Origin of the sequence: Methylobacterium sp. E-065, assembly GCF_022829605.1 — a bacterium.
In the GTDB taxonomy this organism is placed as follows: Bacteria; Pseudomonadota; Alphaproteobacteria; order Rhizobiales; family Beijerinckiaceae; genus Methylobacterium.
Map to the genome: position 1 here is coordinate 1 of NZ_JAKSYD010000178.1, position 19,174 is coordinate 19,174.

A 19,174-nucleotide genomic window follows, 5' to 3' on the forward strand; every position below is an offset into this window, starting at 1 on the left:
GAAGCTGCTTCGCCCGCATGACCTTGACCCAGCAAACTGATCCAGACCAAGCGCGGACCAATTGGTTCGGTTAGGGTCAAAGTCATAGCGCACCGGAGAGAAGCCGGTCGTGCGCCGACAGGAGGCTGATGCCTCCATCTAAGTGGGGCGGATCGCGCATCAGTGATTTGCGCTCCGTGAAGCGAAATACCCTATGTTTCTCGTGGACTTAGAGTTAGAGCGCCGAATTTCGTCGTTCAAATCCTGAATTTAACCTGAGTTGTTTCATCCGGACCGAATTCCCGATCTACATAGCTCCAGGTCCATGCAGGGGAATATCGCACCTCGTGCCGGAATCTGTGCTCATTACCGGTGGTGCCGGTTTTATAGGCCGCCATCTCTCCGTCGAATTGCTGCGCCGCGGCTACCGGGTGCGGGTGCTCGATAGCCTGATCGAGCAGGTCCACGGCGACAAAGGCGTCGCCGGGATCCTGCCCCCCGACGTCGAAATCCAGGCCGGCGACGTCCGCGACGGCGCGGCGGTCGCGAGGGCCCTGCGCGGCATCGACCGGGTCGTGCACCTCGCCGCCGAGGTCGGCGTTGGCCAGAGCATGTACGCGGTCGAGCGCTACGTCTCGGTCAACGATTGTGGCACGGCCGTGCTGTTCCAGCAGCTGATCGAGGCCCCGGTGAAGCGGGTGGTGGTGGCGTCCTCGATGAGCGTCTACGGCGAGGGGCTCTACCGCACCGTCGATGGCGGCACCGCCGAGGAGGTGATGCGCCGCCCCCGGCGGCCCGGGGAGCCCTGGGACCCCCTCGACGCGCAGGGTCAGCCCATGCGCCCGATCCCGACCCCGGAGACGAAGCGACTGGCGCTGGCCTCCGTCTACGCGCTGACCAAGTACACGCAGGAGCGCCTGACGCTGACGCTGGCCCCTGCCTACGGGATGGAGGGCGTCGCGCTCCGCCTGTGGAACGCCTACGGGCCGGGCCAGGCACTCTCGAACCCCTACACCGGCGTGCTGGCGATCTTCGCGGCGCGCCTCCACAACGGCCAGCCACCGATGATCTTTGAGGACGGCGAGCAGCGGCGCGACTTCGTCCACGTCGAGGACGTCGCGCAGGCCTTCGCTCTGGCCCTGGAGCATCCAGCCGCCGTCGGTCAGGTCTACAATGTCGGCAGCGGGGAGGATCGTACGGTCAGCGAGGTCGCCCGGCTGCTTGCCCGCGCCATGGGCCGCGAGGCGATCGAGCCGGAGGTGACCGGCCAAGCGCGGCTCGGCGACATTCGGCACTGCATCGCCGATCTCGGGAAGATCCGACGGGAACTTGGCTACGCGCCGCGCCGGAATTTCGCCGAGGGGCTCGCCGAACTTGCCGCCTGGGTGGCCGAGCAGCAGGCCATCGACCGCGTGGCGGAGGCGCGGCGCGAACTCGAAGCGCGCGGGCTCGTCGCGTGAGCGGGCGGCCGATCCTCGTCACGGGCGGTGCAGGGTTCATCGGCGCCAACCTGTCCGACAGCCTCGCGGCCGACGGCCACGCGGTGATCGTCTACGATGCCCTGTCGCGCCCCGGCGTCGCCGCCAATCTCGCGTGGCTGCACCAGCGCCACGGCAGCCGGATTACCCCGGTCGTCGCCGATATCCGCGATGCCGAAGAACTCGCTCGCGCGGTGGCGGAAGCGGGCGCGGTGTTCCATTTCGCCGCCCAGGTCGCGGTGACGACGAGCCTCGTGGCGCCCCGAGCCGACATGGAGATCAACCTCCTCGGCACCGTGAACCTGCTGGAGGCCCTGCGCGCCCTGCCCCGGCCTGTGCCTCTGCTCTACGCGTCGACCAACAAGGTCTATGGCGACCTGCCCGACATCGCCCTGGAGGCGATCGGCGACGCCTACCTGCCCGCCGATCCGGAGCTCCGTCAGCGCGGCATCGGAGAGGCGCGGCCCCTCGACTTCCACACGCCCTACGGCTGCTCCAAGGGCGCGGCCGACCAGTACGTGCTCGACTACGCCCGCAGCTTCGGCCTCCCGGCGGCGGTGATGCGGATGAGCTGTATCTACGGCCCCCGCCAGATGGGCACCGAGGATCAGGGCTGGGTCGCCCATTTCCTGATCCGCGCGCTCGCGGGCGAGCCCGTCACGCTCTACGGCGACGGCCGGCAGGTGCGCGACATTCTGCACGTGCGCGACGTCGTGGCGGTGTACCGGGCGGCACTCGCCCGCATCGACGCGGCGGCCGGCCGCGCCTTCAACATCGGCGGCGGGCCCGGCAACGCGGTGAGCCTGCTGCAGCTCCTCGACCATGTCGGCGCTTTGCTGGGGCGTCCGGTGGCGCGCAGCGTTGAGGCCTGGCGGCCGGGGGACCAGCGCTACTACGTCTCCGACACGCGCCGGGCCGTCGAAACCTTCGGCCTCGCGCCTTTCCTGGACTGGCGCGACGGCGTCGCCGACCTTGCCGCCTGGCTCGCCACCGCGCGGACGCAGATGGACGCCGCGCCGATTGCCGGAGCGGCGGCATGAGGGTCGCGCTCGTCAACCCGCCCTGGGACTACCGCAACAGCATCTATTTCGGCTGCCGCGCGCCGCACCTGCCGCTCGAACTCGGCTACTCCGCCGCGCTGCTGGCCGCCGCGGGCCACGAGACCCTGCTGGTCGACGCCCATCTCGAAGGCCTCACCGCCGAGGTGGCCGCCGACCGCGTGGCCACCTTCGCGCCGGCCATGACGGTGGTGGCGACGGCGCCGACTTACCTGTTCTGGCGCTGCGCCCCGCCGGAGCTGCGCAGCCCCCGCGCCGTCCTCGACGCCCTGGCGGGCCGGGGTGGAGCGACCGTAGCGGTCGGCCCCCACGGATCCGCGACGCCGCGGCCTGTCCTGGAAAAACTCGGCTGCGATATCGTCGTGCGCGGCGAGTGCGAGGAGGTCGTGGCCCGCCTCGCCGGCCTCGGCGATCTGCGCCCGGAAACCCTGCGGGCCGTGCCCGGCCTTGCTGTCCGCGACGGCGAGGCGGTCGCGGTGACCGGCCCACCCCAGGCCGGCCGCTTCACCGACCTGCCGGCGCTGCGCTGGCCGGATCACTGGATCGCCCGGCACCAGCACCATCACCACCGGTTCGACGCCGCGCCGGACGGCCCGGGCGCTGAGGTCGAGGCCTCGCGCGGCTGCCCCTACACCTGCTCGTTCTGCGCAAAGATCGATTTTCGCGATGCCTATCGGCGGCGGGACCAGAACCTCGTCCTCGACGAGATCGACGGGCTGATCGCGCAGGGCGTCACATACGTCTACTTCGTCGACGAGATCTTCCTGCCGCAGAAGCCGCTTCTGGAGGCGCTGGCCACCCGGGATCTGCGCTTCGGGATCCAGACCCGGATCGATCTGTGGAAGCCGGACCTGCTCGACCTCCTCGGGGCGGCGGGCTGCGTCTCGATCGAGGCCGGCATTGAGAGCCTGACCGAGGAAGGCCGCGCCGCCCTCGACAAGCGCTGCCGCGCCTCGACCGACGACCTCGCCGAGCGCCTGATCCACGCCCGCCGCTCGGTGCCCTTCGTGCAGGCGAACCTGATCGCGGTCGCGGGTGACGACCCCGATCTCGTCGCCGCGTGGCGCGACCGCCTGCGCGGCCAGGGCGTCTGGGCGAATGACCCCGTGCCGCTCTATCCCTATCCGAGTTCCCCCGATTACCGGCGTCTCTGGGGTGAGCCCGACGACCGGGCCTGGGAGCGGGCGCATGCCCACTACCTCGGCCAGTTCACGCAGTTCAGCGAGATCCAGGACGAGCGTCCCCTGCCGCTGCCCGAGCTGGAGGCCGCATGCGGGTGCCGCTGAACCCGTCCCGGAACTCGGCGCCGCATGTCCTGATGAGCGCGGATGCGGTCGGCGGCGTCTGGCCCTACAGCCTCGACCTCGCCGCTGGCCTCGTGCGGCGGGGCTTGGCCGTGACCGTGGCGATCCTGGGACCCGGGCCCTCCGAGACGCGGATCAGGGCGGCCGAGGCGGCGACCGGCGCGCGCATCATCGCCACCGGCCTACCCCTCGACTGGACCGCCGAGACGCCTGAGGCCGTGCTGGATGCCGCCCGGGTGTTCGCCGCGCTGGCGGGCGCCATCGGGGCGGACCTCGTGCACCTGCACAGCCCCGCCCTGGCGCTCGCCGACTTCCCCGTGCCGGTGGCGGCCGTCTGCCATTCCTGCGTGGCGACGTGGTGGGATGCCGTCGAGAACGGCCCCCTGCCCCCCGATCTCGCGTGGCGTCACGATCTCACCATGCGGGGCTGCCGCGCCGCCGACGCCCTGCTGGCACCCACCCGTGCGCACGCACTGGCCACCGCCCGGGTCTGCGGACTCGCGCAGCCGCCTTTGGTGGTCCGCAACGGGCGCGGCCTCGCTGGCCTGCCGCCCCGCGCCGCCGTGCCCCATGCCTTCACGGCAGGGCGCCTCTGGGACCAGGCCAAGAACGCCGCCGCCCTGGATCGCCTCGCCGGCCGCCTATCGGTGCCGATTCGCGCCGCCGGCTCCATCGAGGGGCCGAATGGCGCCCGGGTCGAGACCCGCCACCTGCAAATGCTCGGGCGGCTCGACGATTCCGGCATCGCCGACGAACTCGCCGGCCGGCCGGTCTTCGTCTCGCTCGCCCGCTACGAGCCGTTCGGCCTCGCCGTGCTGGAGGCCGCCGCCGCTGGCTGCGCCCTGGTGCTTTCCGACATCCCGAGTTTTCGTGAACTCTGGGACGGGGCCGCCGCCTTCGTGGACGCGGAGGACGAGGCCGAAGCGGCCGAGGCCGTGCAGGGTCTTCTGGACGATCCCACCCGGCGCGAAACGGCCGGCAAGGCTGCCTCGGACCGCGCAGCCCGCTACGGCGTCGACGCGATGACCGAGGGCGTGCTCCACATTCTGCGTGGCCTCCTCGCCGCGGCACCGGCCCGGCTCGGCGGAGCCGCCGCATGAGGATCGCCTACTTCACTCACTCGCTCGCCTCGTGCTGGAACCACGGCAACGCGCATTTCCTGCGCGGCGTCCTGCGGGAGCTGATGGCCAGCGGCCACGCCGTCGTGGCCTACGAGCCGGATGGGGCCTGGAGTCTCGAAAACCTCCTGCGCGATCACGGTGAGGCCGGGCTCGACGCCTACCGGGCGGCCTATCCGGACCTCGCCTCCACGCGCTACGCGGCGGTCGACGCGGTGGTCGAGCGCGTGTCCGACTGCGACCTCGTTCTGGTCCACGAATGGAGCGATCCGACCCTGGTGGTGGCCCTTGGCCGGGCGCGGCGCTGCGGGGCGCGCTACACGCTCCTGTTCCACGACACGCACCACCGGGCGGTGAGCGCCCCGGAGGAGATGGCCCGGTTCGACCTCTCCGGCTACGACGGCGTGCTGGCCTTTGGCGAGACCCTGGCGGCCGTCTACCGGGCGCAAGGGTGGGGCCGCCGCGTCTTCGTCTGGCACGAGGCGGCAGATACGCGGCTGTTCCAGCCGCCGAATGAAGAGCTGCGTGATTTCGACGACTTCGGATCTAGCGCGGGTCCCCTCACCCGTGCGGGAGAGGGACAGGGTGAGGGACGAGAAGGCGCAGAATTTGGCGCGCCGTCGATGCGCCAACAGGGCGCGCGTCTACCGGAGAGTTCTCGTCCCTCACCCCAACCCTCTCCCGCACGGGAGAGCGGGCGCGTCGCGTCCGCTACAGCGGTTCGGGAACCTGGTAGCCCCCGCACCGGCCTGATCTGGATCGGCAACTGGGGCGACGACGAGCGCAGCGCGGAACTTGAAACCTACCTGTTCCGCCCCGCCGCCGAGGTTGGTCTGCCCCTGGACGTCTACGGCGTACGCTATCCCGCGGCGGCGCTCGCGACGCTGAAGCGCTATGGCGCTGGCTATCACGGCTGGGCGGCGAACGCCGCCGCGCCGGGCCTGTTCGCCCGCCATCTGGCGACGGTCCACGTGCCCCGGCGCTTCTACGTCGAGCGCCTGCCCGGCATCCCGACGATCCGGGTATTCGAGGCGCTGGCCTGCGGCATCCCCCTGGTGTGCGCGCCCTGGGATGATGCGGAAGGGCTGTTCCATCCGGGCCGGGATTACCTTGTGGCCCGCACCGGCGCCGCGATGGAGGGCCATCTGCGCGCCATCCAGGCCGATTTCGATCTGCGCCACGCCCTCGCGGAATCCGGCCTTGCCACCATCCGGGCGCGCCACACCTGCGCGCACCGGGCTGAGGAGCTTCTGACCATCGCCAAGAGCCTGCGGGCGCCCGCCACTCTGGAGGCCACCGCATGAGAATCGCCTTCTACGGTTCCTCCCTGCTGTCCTCCTACTGGAACGGCGCCGCCACCTATTACCGGGGCATGCTCGCCGCTCTGGCGCAGCACGGCCACACGATCACGTTCTACGAGCCCGACGCCTTCGACCGGCAGCAACACCGGGACATCGAGCCCCCGCCATACGCGGCTGTGACGGTCTATCCGGCGACCATCGAGGCCGCCCGCGCGGTCATCGCCGAGGCGGCGCAGGCCGACGTGGTGGTGAAGGCGAGCGGCGTCGGCGTGTTCGACGACGAATTGCTCCACGGCATCATCGCGGCGTCCCGCCCGGAGGCTTTGCGGATCTTCTGGGACGTGGACGCCCCGGCGACGCTCGCCGAGATGCGCGCCGACCCCGACCACGCGCTCCGCCGGGCCCTGCCCGATCTCGACCTCGTGCTCACCTACGGCGGCGGCCCGCCGGTGGTCTCGGCCTACGAGGGCTTCGGCGCCCGCGCCTGCATCCCAATCTACAACGCGCTGGACCCGGACACCCATTTCCCGGTCCCGCCGGAGCCGCGCTTTGCCGCCGATCTCGCCTTCCTGGGCAACCGCCTGCCGGATCGCGAGGCGCGGGTCGAAAAGTTCTTCCTGGCGGCGGCGGCGCGCCTGCCGGAGCGGCGCTTCCTGATCGGCGGCAATGGCTGGGAGAGCCGCGGCCTGCCGGTCAACGTTCGGCATCTCGGCCACGTCTACACGCGCGAGCACAACGCCTTCAATACGACGCCGCTCGCCGTCCTGAACATTGCCCGCGACAGCATGGCGGCGGTGGGATTCTCCCCCGCCACCCGGGTGTTCGAGGCGGCCGGCGCCGGGGCCTGCCTGATCACCGACGCCTGGGAGGGCCTGGGCCTGTTCCTCGACGAAGGTACCGAGGTGCTGGTCGCCCGCGACGGGCGCGATGTCGCCGATCACGTCGCATCCCTCACCCCGGAGCGCGCCCGTTCCATCGGCGAGGCTGCCCGAAGCCGCATCGTGGCCGAGCACACCTATGCGCGCCGCGCCGTGGAGGTCGACGCGATCCTGCGGGCGGAGGCGGCCCGCAAGGCGGACGCGAACCAGCGGAGCGTCGCGTGAGTGCCGCGCCGCTCCGCCTCGTCGTCCTGGGGCTCAGCCTGTCCTCCTCCTGGGGGAACGGCCACGCGACGACCTACCGGGCACTGCTGAAGGCCTTTGCGGCCCGCGGCCACGACGTGCTGTTCCTGGAGCGCGACGTGTCTTGGTACGCCCAGCACCGCGACTTGCCCGATCCGGACTTCTGCGACCTCGCCCTCTACGCCGATCTCGACGGGCTCGAACACCACCGCGCCGCGATCGCGACGGCGGACGCCGTCATCGTCGGCTCCTACGTGCCCGAGGGCATCGCGGTTGGCGCGCGCGTGCGCGACTGGGCGCGGGGCGTCACCGCCTTCTACGATATCGACACGCCGGTCACCCTGGCGGCCCTGGAGACGGGAAGCTGCGCGTACCTCGCGGGTGAGCAGATCGCCGATTACGACCTCTATCTGTCCTTCACCGGCGGGCCGACCTTGCGGCGCCTGGAGCTGGAGTACGGCGCGCCTGCGGCCAGGGCGCTCTACTGCTCGGTCGACCCGGACGCCTATCCAGCCCTCGACCGCCCGGTGCGCTACGATCTCAGCTATCTCGGGACCTACAGCCCCGACCGGCAGCCCACACTGGAACGCCTGCTGATCGAGCCAGCCCGCCGCGCACCCGACCTCCGCTTCGCGGTGGCCGGGCCGCAATACCCAAACGGCATCGACTGGCCCGCCAACGTTGAGCGGATCGAGCACCTGCCGCCGGATCAGCACCCCGATTTCTACGCGGCGAGCCGCTACACCCTGAACGTCACCCGCGCCGACATGGTCCGGGCCGGCTGGAGCCCGAGCGTGCGTTTGTTCGAGGCGGGCGCCTGCGGCACGCCGGTTCTCTCCGATCGCTGGGACGGGCTCGACACCCTGCTCGTGCCCGAGCGCGAGATCCTGCTTCCGGAGGGGCCGGAGGACGTGCTCGCCATTTTACGCGGGCCATCCGAGGCGGAGCGGCGGCGCCTGGGCGCTGCCGCGCGCGCGGCAATCCTCGCGCGGCACACGGCGGCCGCCCGCGCCGCGGAACTCGAACATCACCTCGGTCAGGCGCGCGCATCCGCAACCGCGCCCGAACGGGTGCTCATCGGTCGATAGGCAGTCGGGAGAATGATGGTGGGAACTAGGAGCGGTCTCCGAGTCCTCGTCGCCGGCGGTGCTGGCTTCATCGGCTCGCATCTGATCGACGCGCTCATCGGCGACGGGGCCCGCGTGACGTGTGTCGACAGCCTGCTGACCGGCCGGCAGGCGAACCTCGCCCATCTCGCGCGCGAGCCGCGCTTCGATTTCGTGGAAGCGGACGTGACCGAGCCGCTGCCGGCGCTGCCCCGCGTCGACCGGGTGTTCAACCTGGCCTGCGCAGCCTCGCCGCCGCACTATCAGGCCGATCCGGTCCACACGATGATGACCAGCGTAGTGGGAACCGGCCGGCTTCTGGAACTCGCCCGCGACGGGGGCGCGCGCTTCCTCCAGGCCTCGACCAGCGAGGTCTACGGCGACCCGGAGCGGCACCCGCAGGCGGAATCCTACTGGGGCAACGTCAATCCCACCGGGCCGCGGGCCTGCTACGACGAGGGTAAGCGCTCCGCCGAGACCCTGACCTTCGATTTCGAGCGCCGGCACGGCCTCGATATCCGCGTCGCCCGGATCTTCAACACCTACGGCCCCCGGATGCGGGCCGATGACGGTCGCGTCGTCTCCAACGTCATCTGTCAAGCGCTCGCGGGCGACGACATCACGGTCTACGGCAACGGCGAACAGACCCGCTCGTTCTGCTACGTCAGCGACCTCGTGGACGGCCTCCTCCGGCTGATGGAGGCCGAGACACCCCTCGACGGGCCGGTCAACCTCGGCAACCCCCGGGAGTTGACCGTCGGCGCCTTGGTCGACCTCGTCGTGCGGATGACCGGGACGCCGTCGCGGATCGTGCGCCGGCCGCTGCCGGTGGACGATCCCCAGCGGCGCCGGCCCGACATCACCCGGGCCCAGACCCTCCTGGGCTGGTCGCCCAGGGTGCCGCTGGAGGCGGGACTGGAGGCGACGATCGCGTGGTTCTCCCGCGAGATCACCCCGCGCCAGGCGCGGCCGGCTATCGAGGAGCACGCCGTTGTCGCCGGCTGATCCACGCCCCGTACGGCCGAGGCGCTGATGGCCCACTCGCCCATCCGCGTCGGCCTCGTCGGGATCGGCAACTGCGCGTCGTCCTTCGTGCAGGGGCTCCACCATTACCGCGACGCCGCCCCCGGGGATGCTGTGCCAGGCCTGATGTCGCCGGATCTCGGCGGCTACGGGGTCGGGGATGTCGTGGTGGTGGCCGCCTTCGACGTGAGCGCCGCCAAGGTCGGGCGCGACCTCGCCGACGCGATCCTGGCCGAGCCCAACAACACACTGCGCTTCGCCGCGGTGCCGGAGACCGGCGTCACGGTCCGGCGCGGTCCGACGCTCGACGGGATCGGCCGCTACCTCGAGGGCGTCGTCGCGGAATCGCCCGAGCCGGTGGCGGACGTGGCGGCGGAATTGCGGCACGCCGGCACGCAGGTTCTGGTCTCCTACCTGCCGGTGGGCTCTCAAGGCGCGACCGAGTTCTACGCCGCCTGCGCGCTCCAGGCCGGCTGCGCCTTCGTGAACTGCATCCCGGTCTTCATCGCGTCGAACCCGGACTGGGCGGAGCGCTTCGCCGCGAAGGGGCTGCCGATCATCGGCGACGACATCAAGAGCCAGGTCGGCGCAACCATCGTGCACCGGGTGCTCGCCAACCTGATGCGCGAGCGCGGGGTGCGGCTCGACCGGACCTACCAGCTCAACTTCGGCGGCAATGCCGACTTCCTGAACATGCTGGAGCGCGAGCGGCTGGAGTCCAAAAAACTCTCGAAGACCCGGGCGGTGACGAGCCAGCTCGACGCGCCGCTCGCCCCCGGCGACGTGCATGTCGGCCCAAGCGACCACGTTCCGTGGCTGACCGATCGGAAATGGGCCCATATCCGGCTGGAGGGCACGGCGTTCGGCGGCGCGCCGCTCAGCATCGAGTTGAAGCTCGAAGTGTGGGATTCGCCCAACTCGGCCGGGATCGTGATCGACGCGGTGCGCTGCGCCCGCCTCGCCCTGGACCGGGGGATCGGGGGCCCCCTGGAGGGGCCGTCGAGCTACTTCATGAAGTCCCCGCCCCGGCAGTTCACCGACGCGGAGGCACGGGAGCGGACCCTGCGCTTCGTGGCGGGCGGGGGGGTGTGATGGGTGTGTCGCCCGGGCACCGTAGCACCCCCCTCTCCCCGTGTGCGGGGCGAGGCCCGCAGGCACCTTGTCGTGCCTGCGGGAAGCGGAGGCAAAGCCGAAGCGGCGGTGAGGGGGCGATTCCGGACGAGTCTCGTCCTGAACGGCCCCCTCACCTTCAGCTGCCGCCTCGCTTCCGGCCCCGACAAGAGGGCGGGAAGCCCTCTCCCCGCGTGCGGGGCGAGGGGATGCGCACGCGGCCTCCCGCTTGCCGTGTCGCCGCATGAGGCAGGTCTTCCTCGTGCGTCACGGCAGCCATGACCGGCTCGGCAGGATCCTGTGCGGGCGCATGCCTGGCGTCTCCCTGAGCGAGACCGGCCGCGCCGAGGCGGACGCCCTCACCCGCCGCCTCACCGGAACCGGCGCCGGCACCCTGTTGGCGAGCCCGCGGGAGCGCGTGGCAGAGACCGCTGCCCCGATTGCCGCCGCCCTCGGACTCATGGTCGAGACCGAGCCCGACCTCGACGAAATCGCCTTCGGCGGCTGGACCGGCCGGACCTTCGACGCGCTGGCGGACGATCCCCTCTGGACCGCCTGGAACACCGACCGCGCCACGGCCCGACCGCCGGGGGGCGAGAGCATGGCGGAGGCACAGGCGCGCATCCTGCGGGTCCTCGAGCGTTACGTGCACGACGGAGCCCCCGTCATCCTGGTGAGCCACGGCGACGTGATCCGGGCCGCGCTCCTGACGATTCTCGGACTCGGGCTCGACGCCTACGACCGGATCGTCGTCGATCCCGCCTCCTGCAGCGAACTCGCCCTCTGGCCCGGCGGCGGACGGGTCGTTTCGCTCAACGAACGGATCGTCCCATGACGGCCTCCGACATGACGCGGTCCGATCTGCGCCGCCAGGCCGACGCCCTCGGCCCCTGGTTCCACAACATCGACCTCGGTCACGGGATCTGGACCGCCCCGGACCATTTCCTCGGCGATTATCCGCGGGTGAAGTGGCGCCGCTTCGCCGACGCCATTCCTGCCGACCTCACCGGCCGGAGCATCCTCGACATCGGCTGCAACGGCGGCTTCTACGCCCTCGAAATGAAGCGGCGCGGTGCCGCCCGGGTGCTTGGGCTCGATTCCGACGAGCGCTACCTCGCCCAGGCCCGCTTCGCCGCGGCCCACTTCGGATACGACATCGAGTTTCGAAATCTCTCCGTCTATGATCTCGGATCACTAGGCGAGCGCTTCGACATCGTGCTGTTCATGGGGGTGCTCTACCACCTGCGCCACCCGCTGCTCGCCCTCGACCTGATCCGCGAGCACGTGGCCGGCGACCTCTTGGTCTTCCAGTCGATGCTGCGCGGCAGCCGGGCGGTGGAGCCGGTGGCCGAGGATTACGACTTCTGGGACATGGACCAGTTCGAGCGGCCCGGTTACCCGCGGATGCACTTCGTCGAGCGCGCCTACGCGCATGACTGGACCAACTGGTGGATCCCCAACCAGGCCGGCATCGAGGCGATGCTGCGGGCGAGCGGATTCGCGATCGAAGCCCAGCCCGAGGCCGAAGTCTATCTTTGCCGCACCGCGCCGGTGCCCTACGGACCGGGGGCCGTCTATCCGGCACGGTCGATATCCGAACAGTGCGGGGGCACGCGATGATCGACTCGGTGATGCTTTGGAACGAGCCAAACAACAAGTCGCATTGGGACCCAGAGATCGATCCCGACTGGCTGCTCTTCGCCGAAATGGCCAAGGAGGCGGCCCACGCGGTCCGACATGCGAACTCGCACCTGACCCGCGTGCTCGGCGGCATCTCGCCGATCGACCCGGTCTTCATCCGCAAGATGGAAGCCCGCGGGGTCCTCGACGCCGTCGACGCGGTGGCCGTGCACGGCTTCCCCCTCGACTGGAACCTGTGGTCGGTCCACGACTGGCCGGCCAAGCTCGACGAGATCCGCGCGGTCACCGACCTGCCGGTCTGGGTCTCGGAGGTCGGCGTCTCGACCTTCGGAGCCGAGGAGGTCCAGGATTGGGGCCTGCGCCGGACCCTGGAGCTGCTCTCGGGCCGGGCCCCGCGCGTCCACTGGTACAGCCTCTACGACCTGCCGCGGGAATGGGAGGCCACCACCCGCCACAAGGAGGCCGAGGGCTCCTCCTACTACCGCCACTTCCACATGGGCCTGCTGCGCCAGGACGGCAGCCCGAAGATCGCCCTGGAGAGCTTCGCGCGCCACACCCCCGAGATCGGTCTCTGCCAGTGGTTCCACTTCGAGGACCACCGCCTGGAGGAGGCCGTGGCGTGGATGAAGCGGCTCGGCGTCCGTTACCTGCGCACCGGCTTGTCCTGGGCCGACAGCTTCCGCCCCGGGGCGCTGGACTGGTTCGACCGGCAGATGGCGGCGCTGCAGGATTTCGACGTCACCGTCACCTTTTGCTTCACGCCGGAGCACCGGGGGATCTCACCCCACCACACCAGTGCACCGCTGGTCCGCGCCGAGTTCGCAGAGTTCTGCGCCGCCATGGTCCACCGCTACGCCCCCGCCTCCGCCGGAACCGTGCCGCCCGACAGGGTCACCGTGTGAAGGTACGGCAGCAAACGCTCGGCGGTCGGCGTTCCGTCCCGGAGCCCCGCGGGACTCCAAACCCGTTGAGCGGCAGGTATGCTCGTCTACGGTAAGTCTAGCTGGACGGGTGATCCTAACCACAAACTCGATAACATTGCCGTGCTGATGCGGGAGATGTTGGATGAGCCGCCCGGTATCAGTCGTCACAGTACGCTCGTCGCGGCCTTCATCGAAGCCGGGGAGCTGATCCAAGGGATTTTGGACGCGCCGTTCAGCGAACACGGTCACGACGTGGCTTCGAGTACGCAGGATGCAGCGATCAGCTACTTGATGCGGCTGGCGCGAACGGTTTCGGCCTCGTGGCGGACGGGCTTCGAACGAGGACCCGACATCCCTGATTTGACACCCCTCGCCGCGATGAGGCTGCCGGATCGTATCACGACGCGCTGGGCTGAAGGCTTCGCCTTCTATGCGCTCTACCCAGAAAGCTACGCGATCGCGGCTGCGCGCTCCGGCTTGGGGCCGGACACGGATGTGATTGGGATCCGGAGCATCGGCGTTCCGCTCGGAGCGATGGTGGCATCCGCATTGGGATCGGACCGCTTGCTCACTGTGCGTCCCTCCGGTCACCCATTCCGGCGAAGCGTATCGAGCGATCTCACGCGCTTACGAGGCCGTCCCGGTCCCGATCAGAATCGTTTCGCGATAGTCGACGAGGGACCAGGTCTTTCTGGAAGCTCCTTCGGCGCGGTCATCGATCGGTTGTGCGCGTGTGGCGTCGCGGAAGATCGGATCGCCCTGTTCCCGAGCCATCCTGGCGCACCCGGCGCGCAAGCGGAAGAAAGGCATCGGGCACGGTGGCTCCGCATGCGGCGCCACGTCGTGCCGTTCGAGGATGTCGTTCAAGCCGGCGGCGGGCTCACAAGCTGGGTTGCGGATCTCGTCGGTCCGGTCGAGTCGCCGCCGGTTGAGATATCGGGCGGAGGCTGGCGAGCGCTGCAGGGGCGAGGCACGAATGCATGGCCGCCGGTCAACGTGCAGCAGGAGAAGCGCAAGTTCCGCCTGAGCGCTGGCGGCGGCGCTTGGCTCATCAAGTTCGCCGGCCTCGGGCTGCCCGGCCGCACGAAGCTGGCCCGGGCTCGAGCTCTGAACGCCCATGGGTTCACGCCGCCGGTCGCGGGCTACCGCCACGGTTTCATCGTCGAACGCTGGATGGAAGACGCTCAACCGCTCGATCTCGCCCGCGTCGCGCCGGATGCAGGCGTCGATCAGATCGGACGCTATCTCGGATTCCGGGCGCGCTGCTTCGCGTGCGAGCCGGATCGTGGTGCAAGCCTCGGCGATCTCCTCGCGATGGCGCGCCACAACGTGGGTGAAGCCCTCGGGACCGACTGGGCCGGGAGGCTCGATCGCTGGACCGCCAAGCGCCTCGCGGCGCTCGCCGAACGGTCGCATCCCACCGAGATCGATGGCCGGATGCAGCCTTGGGAATTCCTGCTGCGGCAGGACGGTCGCCTTCTCAAGTGCGATGCCCTTGATCACCATGCAGCCCACGATCTCGTCGGCTGTCAGGACATTGCCTGGGATATCGTCGGTGCCCGCGTGGAGTTGCCCCTCTCCGACGCCGGGCAAGCTCGCCTCACGGACGTGGTGTCCCGCGAAGCGGGTCGTCCTGTTGACCGCGAGCTTCTTGCCTTCCTGACACCCTGCTATCTCGCATTTCAGCTCGGTGCTGCCTCGATGGCGGCCGACGCGGCGCACGATCTCGATGAGCATCGCCGTCTGCGAAGCTCGGTCGAGCGCTACGCTGAGCAGGTGCAGGACGTGCTCAGGTTATGAGGCAGGCGCTTGGATCGGAGGGGAAGAAGGGTGCGGCTGCGGCACGAACGGACGCGGCGCTGAGGCCATAGGGTGCCGCGAGGGTATCATCCAGGACCCGGCCCTGCTCATTGACTGCCGCCGTCAGGGTGCGGCGCCAGGCGAGGTGGGGTCCATGAAGGTCCGAATGGTTCTCGGATGTGTTGATGAGATAGCTCGCTGAAATCGGGAGGTTGGCGAGCCGCAAGCCATGCTCCTGGGCGACTTCGAGCCATTGATGGTGCGAGCGCAAGATGCTGAACGGATCGCGGCGGCCTGGGTCCGCCTCATCGGGACGCAGCAACGCCACGGTGCTCGTGCCGCAGAGCCGATGGAACGCGCCGGGAAAGATGCCCGGATGTGGCAGTGCCGCCATTCGCTGGCTCTGAAAATCCAGGATCGCCCCGGCCTGGATCAAGCCACCGACGTGTTCCGGTCCAATGCAGGCGCATGCTGCAGCCACGGTATCGCGATCGACCCAGTCATCGGCATCGACGAGCATGAACAGGCCCCCACCCTGTGCCAGGACGTAGTCGTTGATGGCGTGCTTCTTCCGACCGCTGTCGTCATTGTTGGGGCCGGTCTCCTGCACGGGCCAATCGGCTGGCAGGAAGCTCAGGCGTGGGTCGCCGTCCATGTTCGTTCGGGGTCGATCGTGGCCAGCGATGATGACGCGGAACTTTGCATCCGTCTGCGCGCGCACCGACTCGAGCGTAAGATTCAGCAAAGTCTCGACAAGGGTCCAATTGCGAGCGAGCGCCCTCGGAACCAACGCGATCCCGAACGTAAAGGGGAGTAGCTCGCGCATCATGGCTCATCGTAGCATTTTGCGGCGACACGGATTGGCAAGTGCAGGGCAGACGCGCCTGCCTGCGCTTGACCGAAACGGTGTTTTCGACCGGGCCAGTCGCGAGGCTACCGCATGGAAGCGGACATGGGTAGCCGGACGGCAACTGCGGCTCGATGTGACTTTCTGCTGGCTCAATTTCGGACGGAGAGGCATCGAAGCGGCCGTGGCGTCCACACATGCTATCGGCCCGAAGCTGGTGATGCGAACGTTAGCTTGAGGACCGTGCGTTTATTCCACCGTGCAATCTCGAATAAACTGCCTCCTTTGCGCATTTCTGCCGGAGAAACTGGTTTTTGCGTCAAACTATAACCTGAGTGAGTAAGACAGTACCGTTTTTGACGTAGGTAAGCGTCCTCGCCTATGCGGAGGAGCAGCCTTGCCGAACCCGCTCGTGCGCAAGCTGCAGCGCTACGTTCGTCTCTCGGATGCCGATCAAGTCTGGCTTGAGGAGGCGCTCGCGCCAGGACGCCCGATCGCCGCGCGCACCGACATCATCGAGGAGGGTGACGACCGGCGCGCCGTCAACGTCATCTTGGACGGCTGGGCTTGCCGCTACCGGCAGCTTCGCGATGGACGCCGCCAGATCGTCGCGTTTCTCCTTCCGGGTGATCCGTGCGACCCGCACGTCTTTCTGCTGGATCAGATGGACCATGCCATCGGCGCGATCACGCCAGTCTCCCTCGGTCAGATCCCCGGGGCCAGCCTTCAGGCCATAACCGCGCGTAGCTCGACCCTCGACCTCGCCTTCCATCGCGAGGCGCTGGCCACCGCCGCCGTCCAGCGCGAGTGGACGGTAAGCCTCGGCAGCCGCACCGGCATCGAGCGCCTCGCCCACTTGTTCTGCGAGCTGCACGCGCGTCTGTCGACCATCGGGCTGACGGACGGAAATGCCTGCGCGTTGCCGCTCACCCAGAGCGACCTCGGCGACGCGATGGGCCAAACCAGCGTGCACATCAACCGCACGCTGCAGGAGATGCGCAGCCTGGGGCTGATCACCCTGCGTAGCCGGCGCCTGACGATCAACGATCCGGCGGCCCTGGCCGCGCTCGCGCACTTCGATCCCACCTACCTCCACCTCACGGTGGACGCAGATCGTTCCGATCGGTGGCGACCATGAGGGATCGCGAACCGTGCACCTCCCTCATGGTTTCGTGTTTGATGGCATCTGCAGAGGTCCGGCATGACAGAGCCCCTCGACAGGGCTGACGAGCTTGCCGCCTTGCGGGCCGATAACGCGCGTCTGCGCCGACTCCTCGACGAGGCGGGGATGCCCGACAGTCTGCGCCACGGCGTGCGCAACACCATGGCGATGCTGCGTGCGATCGTCCGCCGCTCGGCTGAGAGTGCCGACGATGTCGAAGCCTACGCCGCACACCTCGACGGCCGCCTGAACGCCCTGACGCGGGTGCAGTCCAAGACGGATATGTTTGGCGAGGCGGACCTGCACAGCCTCATCTCGGACGAGCTGATGGTCCACCTCGTGCGCGAGGGCGAGCAGGCTGAGATCGCCGGCCCGCGTGTGCGGCTCCGGCCCAAGGCTGCGATGATCCTGGCGCTGGCGCTGCACGAGCTGACCAGCAACGGGATCGAACACGGATCCCTGGCGCTCCCGCAAGGGCGGGTGACGGTGTCATGGCGGGTCGAGCCGGGCGGTCCCGCGCCGGTTCTTGCGCTGACGTGGGAGGAACCGGCCGGAACCGGAGTGAAGGAGCCGGTGCATCGCGGCTTCGGCACTGCGGTCCTGAAGGACATGTTGGCCTACGAGCTCGAAGCGCGGTCTGTCCTCACTTACGAGCCGGACGGGCTGCGCTGCGCCATGCTCATCCCGTTGGCGGCCTGGATCGGATACCGCGTCGATACGGAGGCGGCGCACGGCGCGGGCAATGATGACGACTAGAGCTGCCCGGGTTGGCTCGCTCTTCATGATCCTGTTCTCACGCCGTCGGTTCCTAGAGGCACCGCTGCGGTTGAGACGTCTGTCGCCCTACGGAGAATGTCGATGACGAACCGCGATATCATCGTCATCGGCGGTTCGTCCGGTTCGACCGCGCCGCTCAAGACGATCCTCAGTGCGCTGCCCGCAGACCTTGCGGCCGCGGTGTTCGTCGTCGTGCACATCCCGGCCCGCAGTCTCGGGCTGCTCGCGACCGTCACAGCCGCGGCCGCGCACCTGCCGGTCCACGCCGCACGCGATGGCATGGCGATCTCGCCGGGCAACATCTACCTCGGCGTGCCCGACCATCACCTGATCGTCCGTGACGGTCAGATGCGGCTCGGCCGTGGTCCCCGCGAGAACATGGCCCGTCCGTCGATCGACCCGCTATTCCGCTCGGCCGCCACGGCTTACGGCTCGCGTGTCATCGGCGTGTTGCTCAGCGGCCTGCTCAACGATGGTGCTGCCGGGTTGGAGGCGATCAAGCGCTGCGGCGGCATGGCGATCGTGCAAGATCCGGCGGACGCGATCGCGGACGAGATGCCGCTCCGCGGGATGGCCGCCGTGACCGTCGACCTCGCCGTGCCGAGCGCGCGCCTCGGCGACATCCTGTCGGAACTCGTGCGGGAACAGGCGGGGCCGCGCCTGCCGGTGCCGTCCGAGATCCGCCTGGAGGTGGATATCGCCGCCGGTGAGCGCATCGACAGCGCCGTGCTACGCCAACTCGCCGATCCCGCGCCGCTCACCTGCCCACACTGCAGCGGCGTCCTGTCCACGATCCGCAATGCCAAGCCAATGCGTTATCGTTGCCAAGTCGGCCATGCCTTCACGGCCGAGGTGGTTGCAAAGCAACAGGAGAACGCCGTCGACGAGGCGTTGCGTGTCGCGCTCCGCATCATCGAGGAGCGCGCCGAACTCGTGGCCCGCATGGCGCGGGATGGGCGGAACTCCGGACGTCCCGCGGTCGCGGACATGTATGACGAGCGCGCGGCCGAATACCGGGACTACGCGGAGACGATCCGCCGGGCGGTCCTGCTCTCCTTCCCCGAGCCCGAACCGTCTGGAAGCGAAGGCGCGCAGGACGATTAGGGTATAGCTCCCCGGTCACCCTGCAGCATCGCCGTGGTACGCTGGCCTGTTACTTCCTACAGGAGGCGCTCGGAGCGGCATCACCACCCCCGCAGCGCTTCGCATCACGGCGACCCAGCATGCCTCAAGTCGAAGTGACCCCGTCGCGGACGAGCGCCTTCATTGCTCTGAGCGCTTCGGCCTGTGATTAGGCGTGGAATAAGGACCCCGTTCTCGGGGTGATCGGCGTCCAAACGGGACCCCCAGGACAAGTCATCCACAATGCCTTCCGGCTCGAACGGGAGGCTTGCGCGGGATGTTGGTCGTGGAGACGGTCGCAAAG

17 protein-coding genes are annotated in these 19,174 nt (G+C 69.3%); 16 read left to right on the forward strand and 1 reads right to left on the reverse strand.

All coding sequences use genetic code 11. The features are described from left to right. The first annotated feature begins 326 nt into the window (after positions 1 to 326). The 13 genes from MKK84_RS22355 (at position 327) to MKK84_RS22415 (ending at position 14,962) form a co-directional block, all read left to right on the forward strand. Positions 327 to 1,439 carry an NAD-dependent epimerase/dehydratase family protein gene (locus MKK84_RS22355; RefSeq protein WP_243923802.1) on the forward strand — a complete coding sequence of 371 codons (1,113 nt, stop codon included), beginning with the start codon at positions 327 to 329 and terminating at the stop codon, positions 1,437 to 1,439. Next, the gene (locus MKK84_RS22360) at positions 1,436 to 2,497 is read left to right on the forward strand and encodes an SDR family NAD(P)-dependent oxidoreductase (protein WP_243923808.1); all 1,062 of its coding nucleotides are present in this window, start codon (positions 1,436 to 1,438) and stop codon (positions 2,495 to 2,497) included. The genes MKK84_RS22355 and MKK84_RS22360 overlap by 4 nt, the downstream gene beginning before the upstream one ends. After that, positions 2,494 to 3,801: a TIGR04295 family B12-binding domain-containing radical SAM protein gene (locus MKK84_RS22365; RefSeq protein WP_243923810.1), complete on the forward strand. Its 1,308-nt coding sequence runs from the start codon at positions 2,494 to 2,496 to the stop codon at positions 3,799 to 3,801. The genes MKK84_RS22360 and MKK84_RS22365 overlap by 4 nt, the downstream gene beginning before the upstream one ends. Continuing rightward, a complete protein-coding gene (locus MKK84_RS22370) occupies positions 3,786 to 4,919 on the forward strand; it encodes a glycosyltransferase family 4 protein (protein ID WP_243923812.1) in 1,134 nt (377 codons plus the stop codon). The genes MKK84_RS22365 and MKK84_RS22370 overlap by 16 nt, the downstream gene beginning before the upstream one ends. After that, positions 4,916 to 6,241, forward strand: coding sequence for a glycosyltransferase (locus MKK84_RS22375; RefSeq protein ID WP_243923814.1), 1,326 nt, complete (start codon positions 4,916 to 4,918; stop codon positions 6,239 to 6,241). Before MKK84_RS22370 ends, MKK84_RS22375 begins: the two co-directional genes overlap by 4 nt. Beyond that, positions 6,238 to 7,341, forward strand: a complete 1,104-nt coding sequence (locus tag MKK84_RS22380; protein WP_243923816.1) for a glycosyltransferase — start codon at positions 6,238 to 6,240, stop codon at positions 7,339 to 7,341. The genes MKK84_RS22375 and MKK84_RS22380 overlap by 4 nt, the downstream gene beginning before the upstream one ends. Continuing rightward, positions 7,338 to 8,447, forward strand: a complete 1,110-nt coding sequence (locus MKK84_RS22385; protein ID WP_243923818.1) for a glycosyltransferase — start codon at positions 7,338 to 7,340, stop codon at positions 8,445 to 8,447. The genes MKK84_RS22380 and MKK84_RS22385 overlap by 4 nt, the downstream gene beginning before the upstream one ends. Before the next feature lie 15 nt (positions 8,448 to 8,462). After that, entirely contained in the window at positions 8,463 to 9,470 is a 1,008-nt protein-coding gene (locus MKK84_RS22390) for a UDP-glucuronic acid decarboxylase family protein (protein ID WP_243923837.1), read from the forward strand. 27 nt (positions 9,471 to 9,497) lie between these two features. Next, complete coding sequence (locus MKK84_RS22395; protein WP_243923820.1) at positions 9,498 to 10,580, forward strand: inositol-3-phosphate synthase; 1,083 nt, start codon at positions 9,498 to 9,500, stop codon at positions 10,578 to 10,580. Between the two features lie 262 nt (positions 10,581 to 10,842). Beyond that, positions 10,843 to 11,433: a histidine phosphatase family protein gene (locus tag MKK84_RS22400; RefSeq protein WP_243923822.1), complete on the forward strand. Its 591-nt coding sequence runs from the start codon at positions 10,843 to 10,845 to the stop codon at positions 11,431 to 11,433. Beyond that, the gene (locus MKK84_RS22405; protein WP_243923824.1) at positions 11,430 to 12,218 is read left to right on the forward strand and encodes a TIGR04290 family methyltransferase; all 789 of its coding nucleotides are present in this window, start codon (positions 11,430 to 11,432) and stop codon (positions 12,216 to 12,218) included. Before MKK84_RS22400 ends, MKK84_RS22405 begins: the two co-directional genes overlap by 4 nt. Beyond that, positions 12,215 to 13,141: a beta-xylosidase gene (locus MKK84_RS22410; protein WP_243923826.1), complete on the forward strand. Its 927-nt coding sequence runs from the start codon at positions 12,215 to 12,217 to the stop codon at positions 13,139 to 13,141. The genes MKK84_RS22405 and MKK84_RS22410 overlap by 4 nt, the downstream gene beginning before the upstream one ends. Positions 13,142 to 13,219: 78 nt before the next feature. Beyond that, complete coding sequence (locus MKK84_RS22415; RefSeq protein ID WP_243923828.1) at positions 13,220 to 14,962, forward strand: hypothetical protein; 1,743 nt, start codon at positions 13,220 to 13,222, stop codon at positions 14,960 to 14,962. Here MKK84_RS22415 and MKK84_RS22420 read toward each other — a convergent pair. Then, on the reverse strand, positions 14,952 to 15,791 hold the full coding sequence (locus MKK84_RS22420) for a glycosyltransferase family A protein (protein WP_243923829.1): 840 nt from the start codon (positions 15,789 to 15,791) through the stop codon (positions 14,952 to 14,954). The genes MKK84_RS22415 and MKK84_RS22420 overlap by 11 nt on opposite strands. A 415-nt stretch (positions 15,792 to 16,206) precedes the next feature. On the opposite strand from MKK84_RS22420, the gene MKK84_RS22425 reads away from it, so the two are divergent. The 3 genes from MKK84_RS22425 (at position 16,207) to MKK84_RS22435 (ending at position 18,852) form a co-directional block, all read left to right on the forward strand. Continuing rightward, complete coding sequence (locus MKK84_RS22425; protein ID WP_243923831.1) at positions 16,207 to 16,947, forward strand: Crp/Fnr family transcriptional regulator; 741 nt, start codon at positions 16,207 to 16,209, stop codon at positions 16,945 to 16,947. Between the two features lie 63 nt (positions 16,948 to 17,010). Further along, positions 17,011 to 17,727 (forward strand): HWE histidine kinase domain-containing protein, encoded by a 717-nt coding sequence (locus tag MKK84_RS22430; protein WP_243923832.1) that lies wholly within the window; start codon positions 17,011 to 17,013, stop codon positions 17,725 to 17,727. Positions 17,728 to 17,829: 102 nt separating this feature from the next. Further along, the gene (locus MKK84_RS22435) at positions 17,830 to 18,852 is read left to right on the forward strand and encodes a chemotaxis protein CheB (protein WP_243923835.1); all 1,023 of its coding nucleotides are present in this window, start codon (positions 17,830 to 17,832) and stop codon (positions 18,850 to 18,852) included. Positions 18,853 to 19,174: the final 322 nt, after the last annotated feature.

What these genes read in the sequence shown, in the direction of transcription:
- MKK84_RS22410 (WP_243923826.1), top strand. Translation starts at nt 12,215, where the DNA reads ATGATCGACTCGGTGATGCTTTGGAACGAGCCAAACAACAAGTCGCAT.
- MKK84_RS22390 (WP_243923837.1), top strand. Translation starts at nt 8,463, where the DNA reads ATGGTGGGAACTAGGAGCGGTCTCCGAGTCCTCGTCGCCGGCGGTGCT.
- MKK84_RS22435 (WP_243923835.1), top strand. Translation starts at nt 17,830, where the DNA reads ATGACGAACCGCGATATCATCGTCATCGGCGGTTCGTCCGGTTCGACC.
- MKK84_RS22420 (WP_243923829.1), bottom strand. Translation starts at nt 15,791, where the DNA reads ATGATGCGCGAGCTACTCCCCTTTACGTTCGGGATCGCGTTGGTTCCG.
- MKK84_RS22400 (WP_243923822.1), top strand. Translation starts at nt 10,843, where the DNA reads ATGAGGCAGGTCTTCCTCGTGCGTCACGGCAGCCATGACCGGCTCGGC.
- MKK84_RS22415 (WP_243923828.1), top strand. Translation starts at nt 13,220, where the DNA reads ATGCTCGTCTACGGTAAGTCTAGCTGGACGGGTGATCCTAACCACAAA.
- MKK84_RS22375 (WP_243923814.1), top strand. Translation starts at nt 4,916, where the DNA reads ATGAGGATCGCCTACTTCACTCACTCGCTCGCCTCGTGCTGGAACCAC.
- MKK84_RS22365 (WP_243923810.1), top strand. Translation starts at nt 2,494, where the DNA reads ATGAGGGTCGCGCTCGTCAACCCGCCCTGGGACTACCGCAACAGCATC.
- MKK84_RS22405 (WP_243923824.1), top strand. Translation starts at nt 11,430, where the DNA reads ATGACGGCCTCCGACATGACGCGGTCCGATCTGCGCCGCCAGGCCGAC.
- MKK84_RS22380 (WP_243923816.1), top strand. Translation starts at nt 6,238, where the DNA reads ATGAGAATCGCCTTCTACGGTTCCTCCCTGCTGTCCTCCTACTGGAAC.
- MKK84_RS22370 (WP_243923812.1), top strand. Translation starts at nt 3,786, where the DNA reads ATGCGGGTGCCGCTGAACCCGTCCCGGAACTCGGCGCCGCATGTCCTG.
- MKK84_RS22430 (WP_243923832.1), top strand. Translation starts at nt 17,011, where the DNA reads ATGACAGAGCCCCTCGACAGGGCTGACGAGCTTGCCGCCTTGCGGGCC.
- MKK84_RS22395 (WP_243923820.1), top strand. Translation starts at nt 9,498, where the DNA reads ATGGCCCACTCGCCCATCCGCGTCGGCCTCGTCGGGATCGGCAACTGC.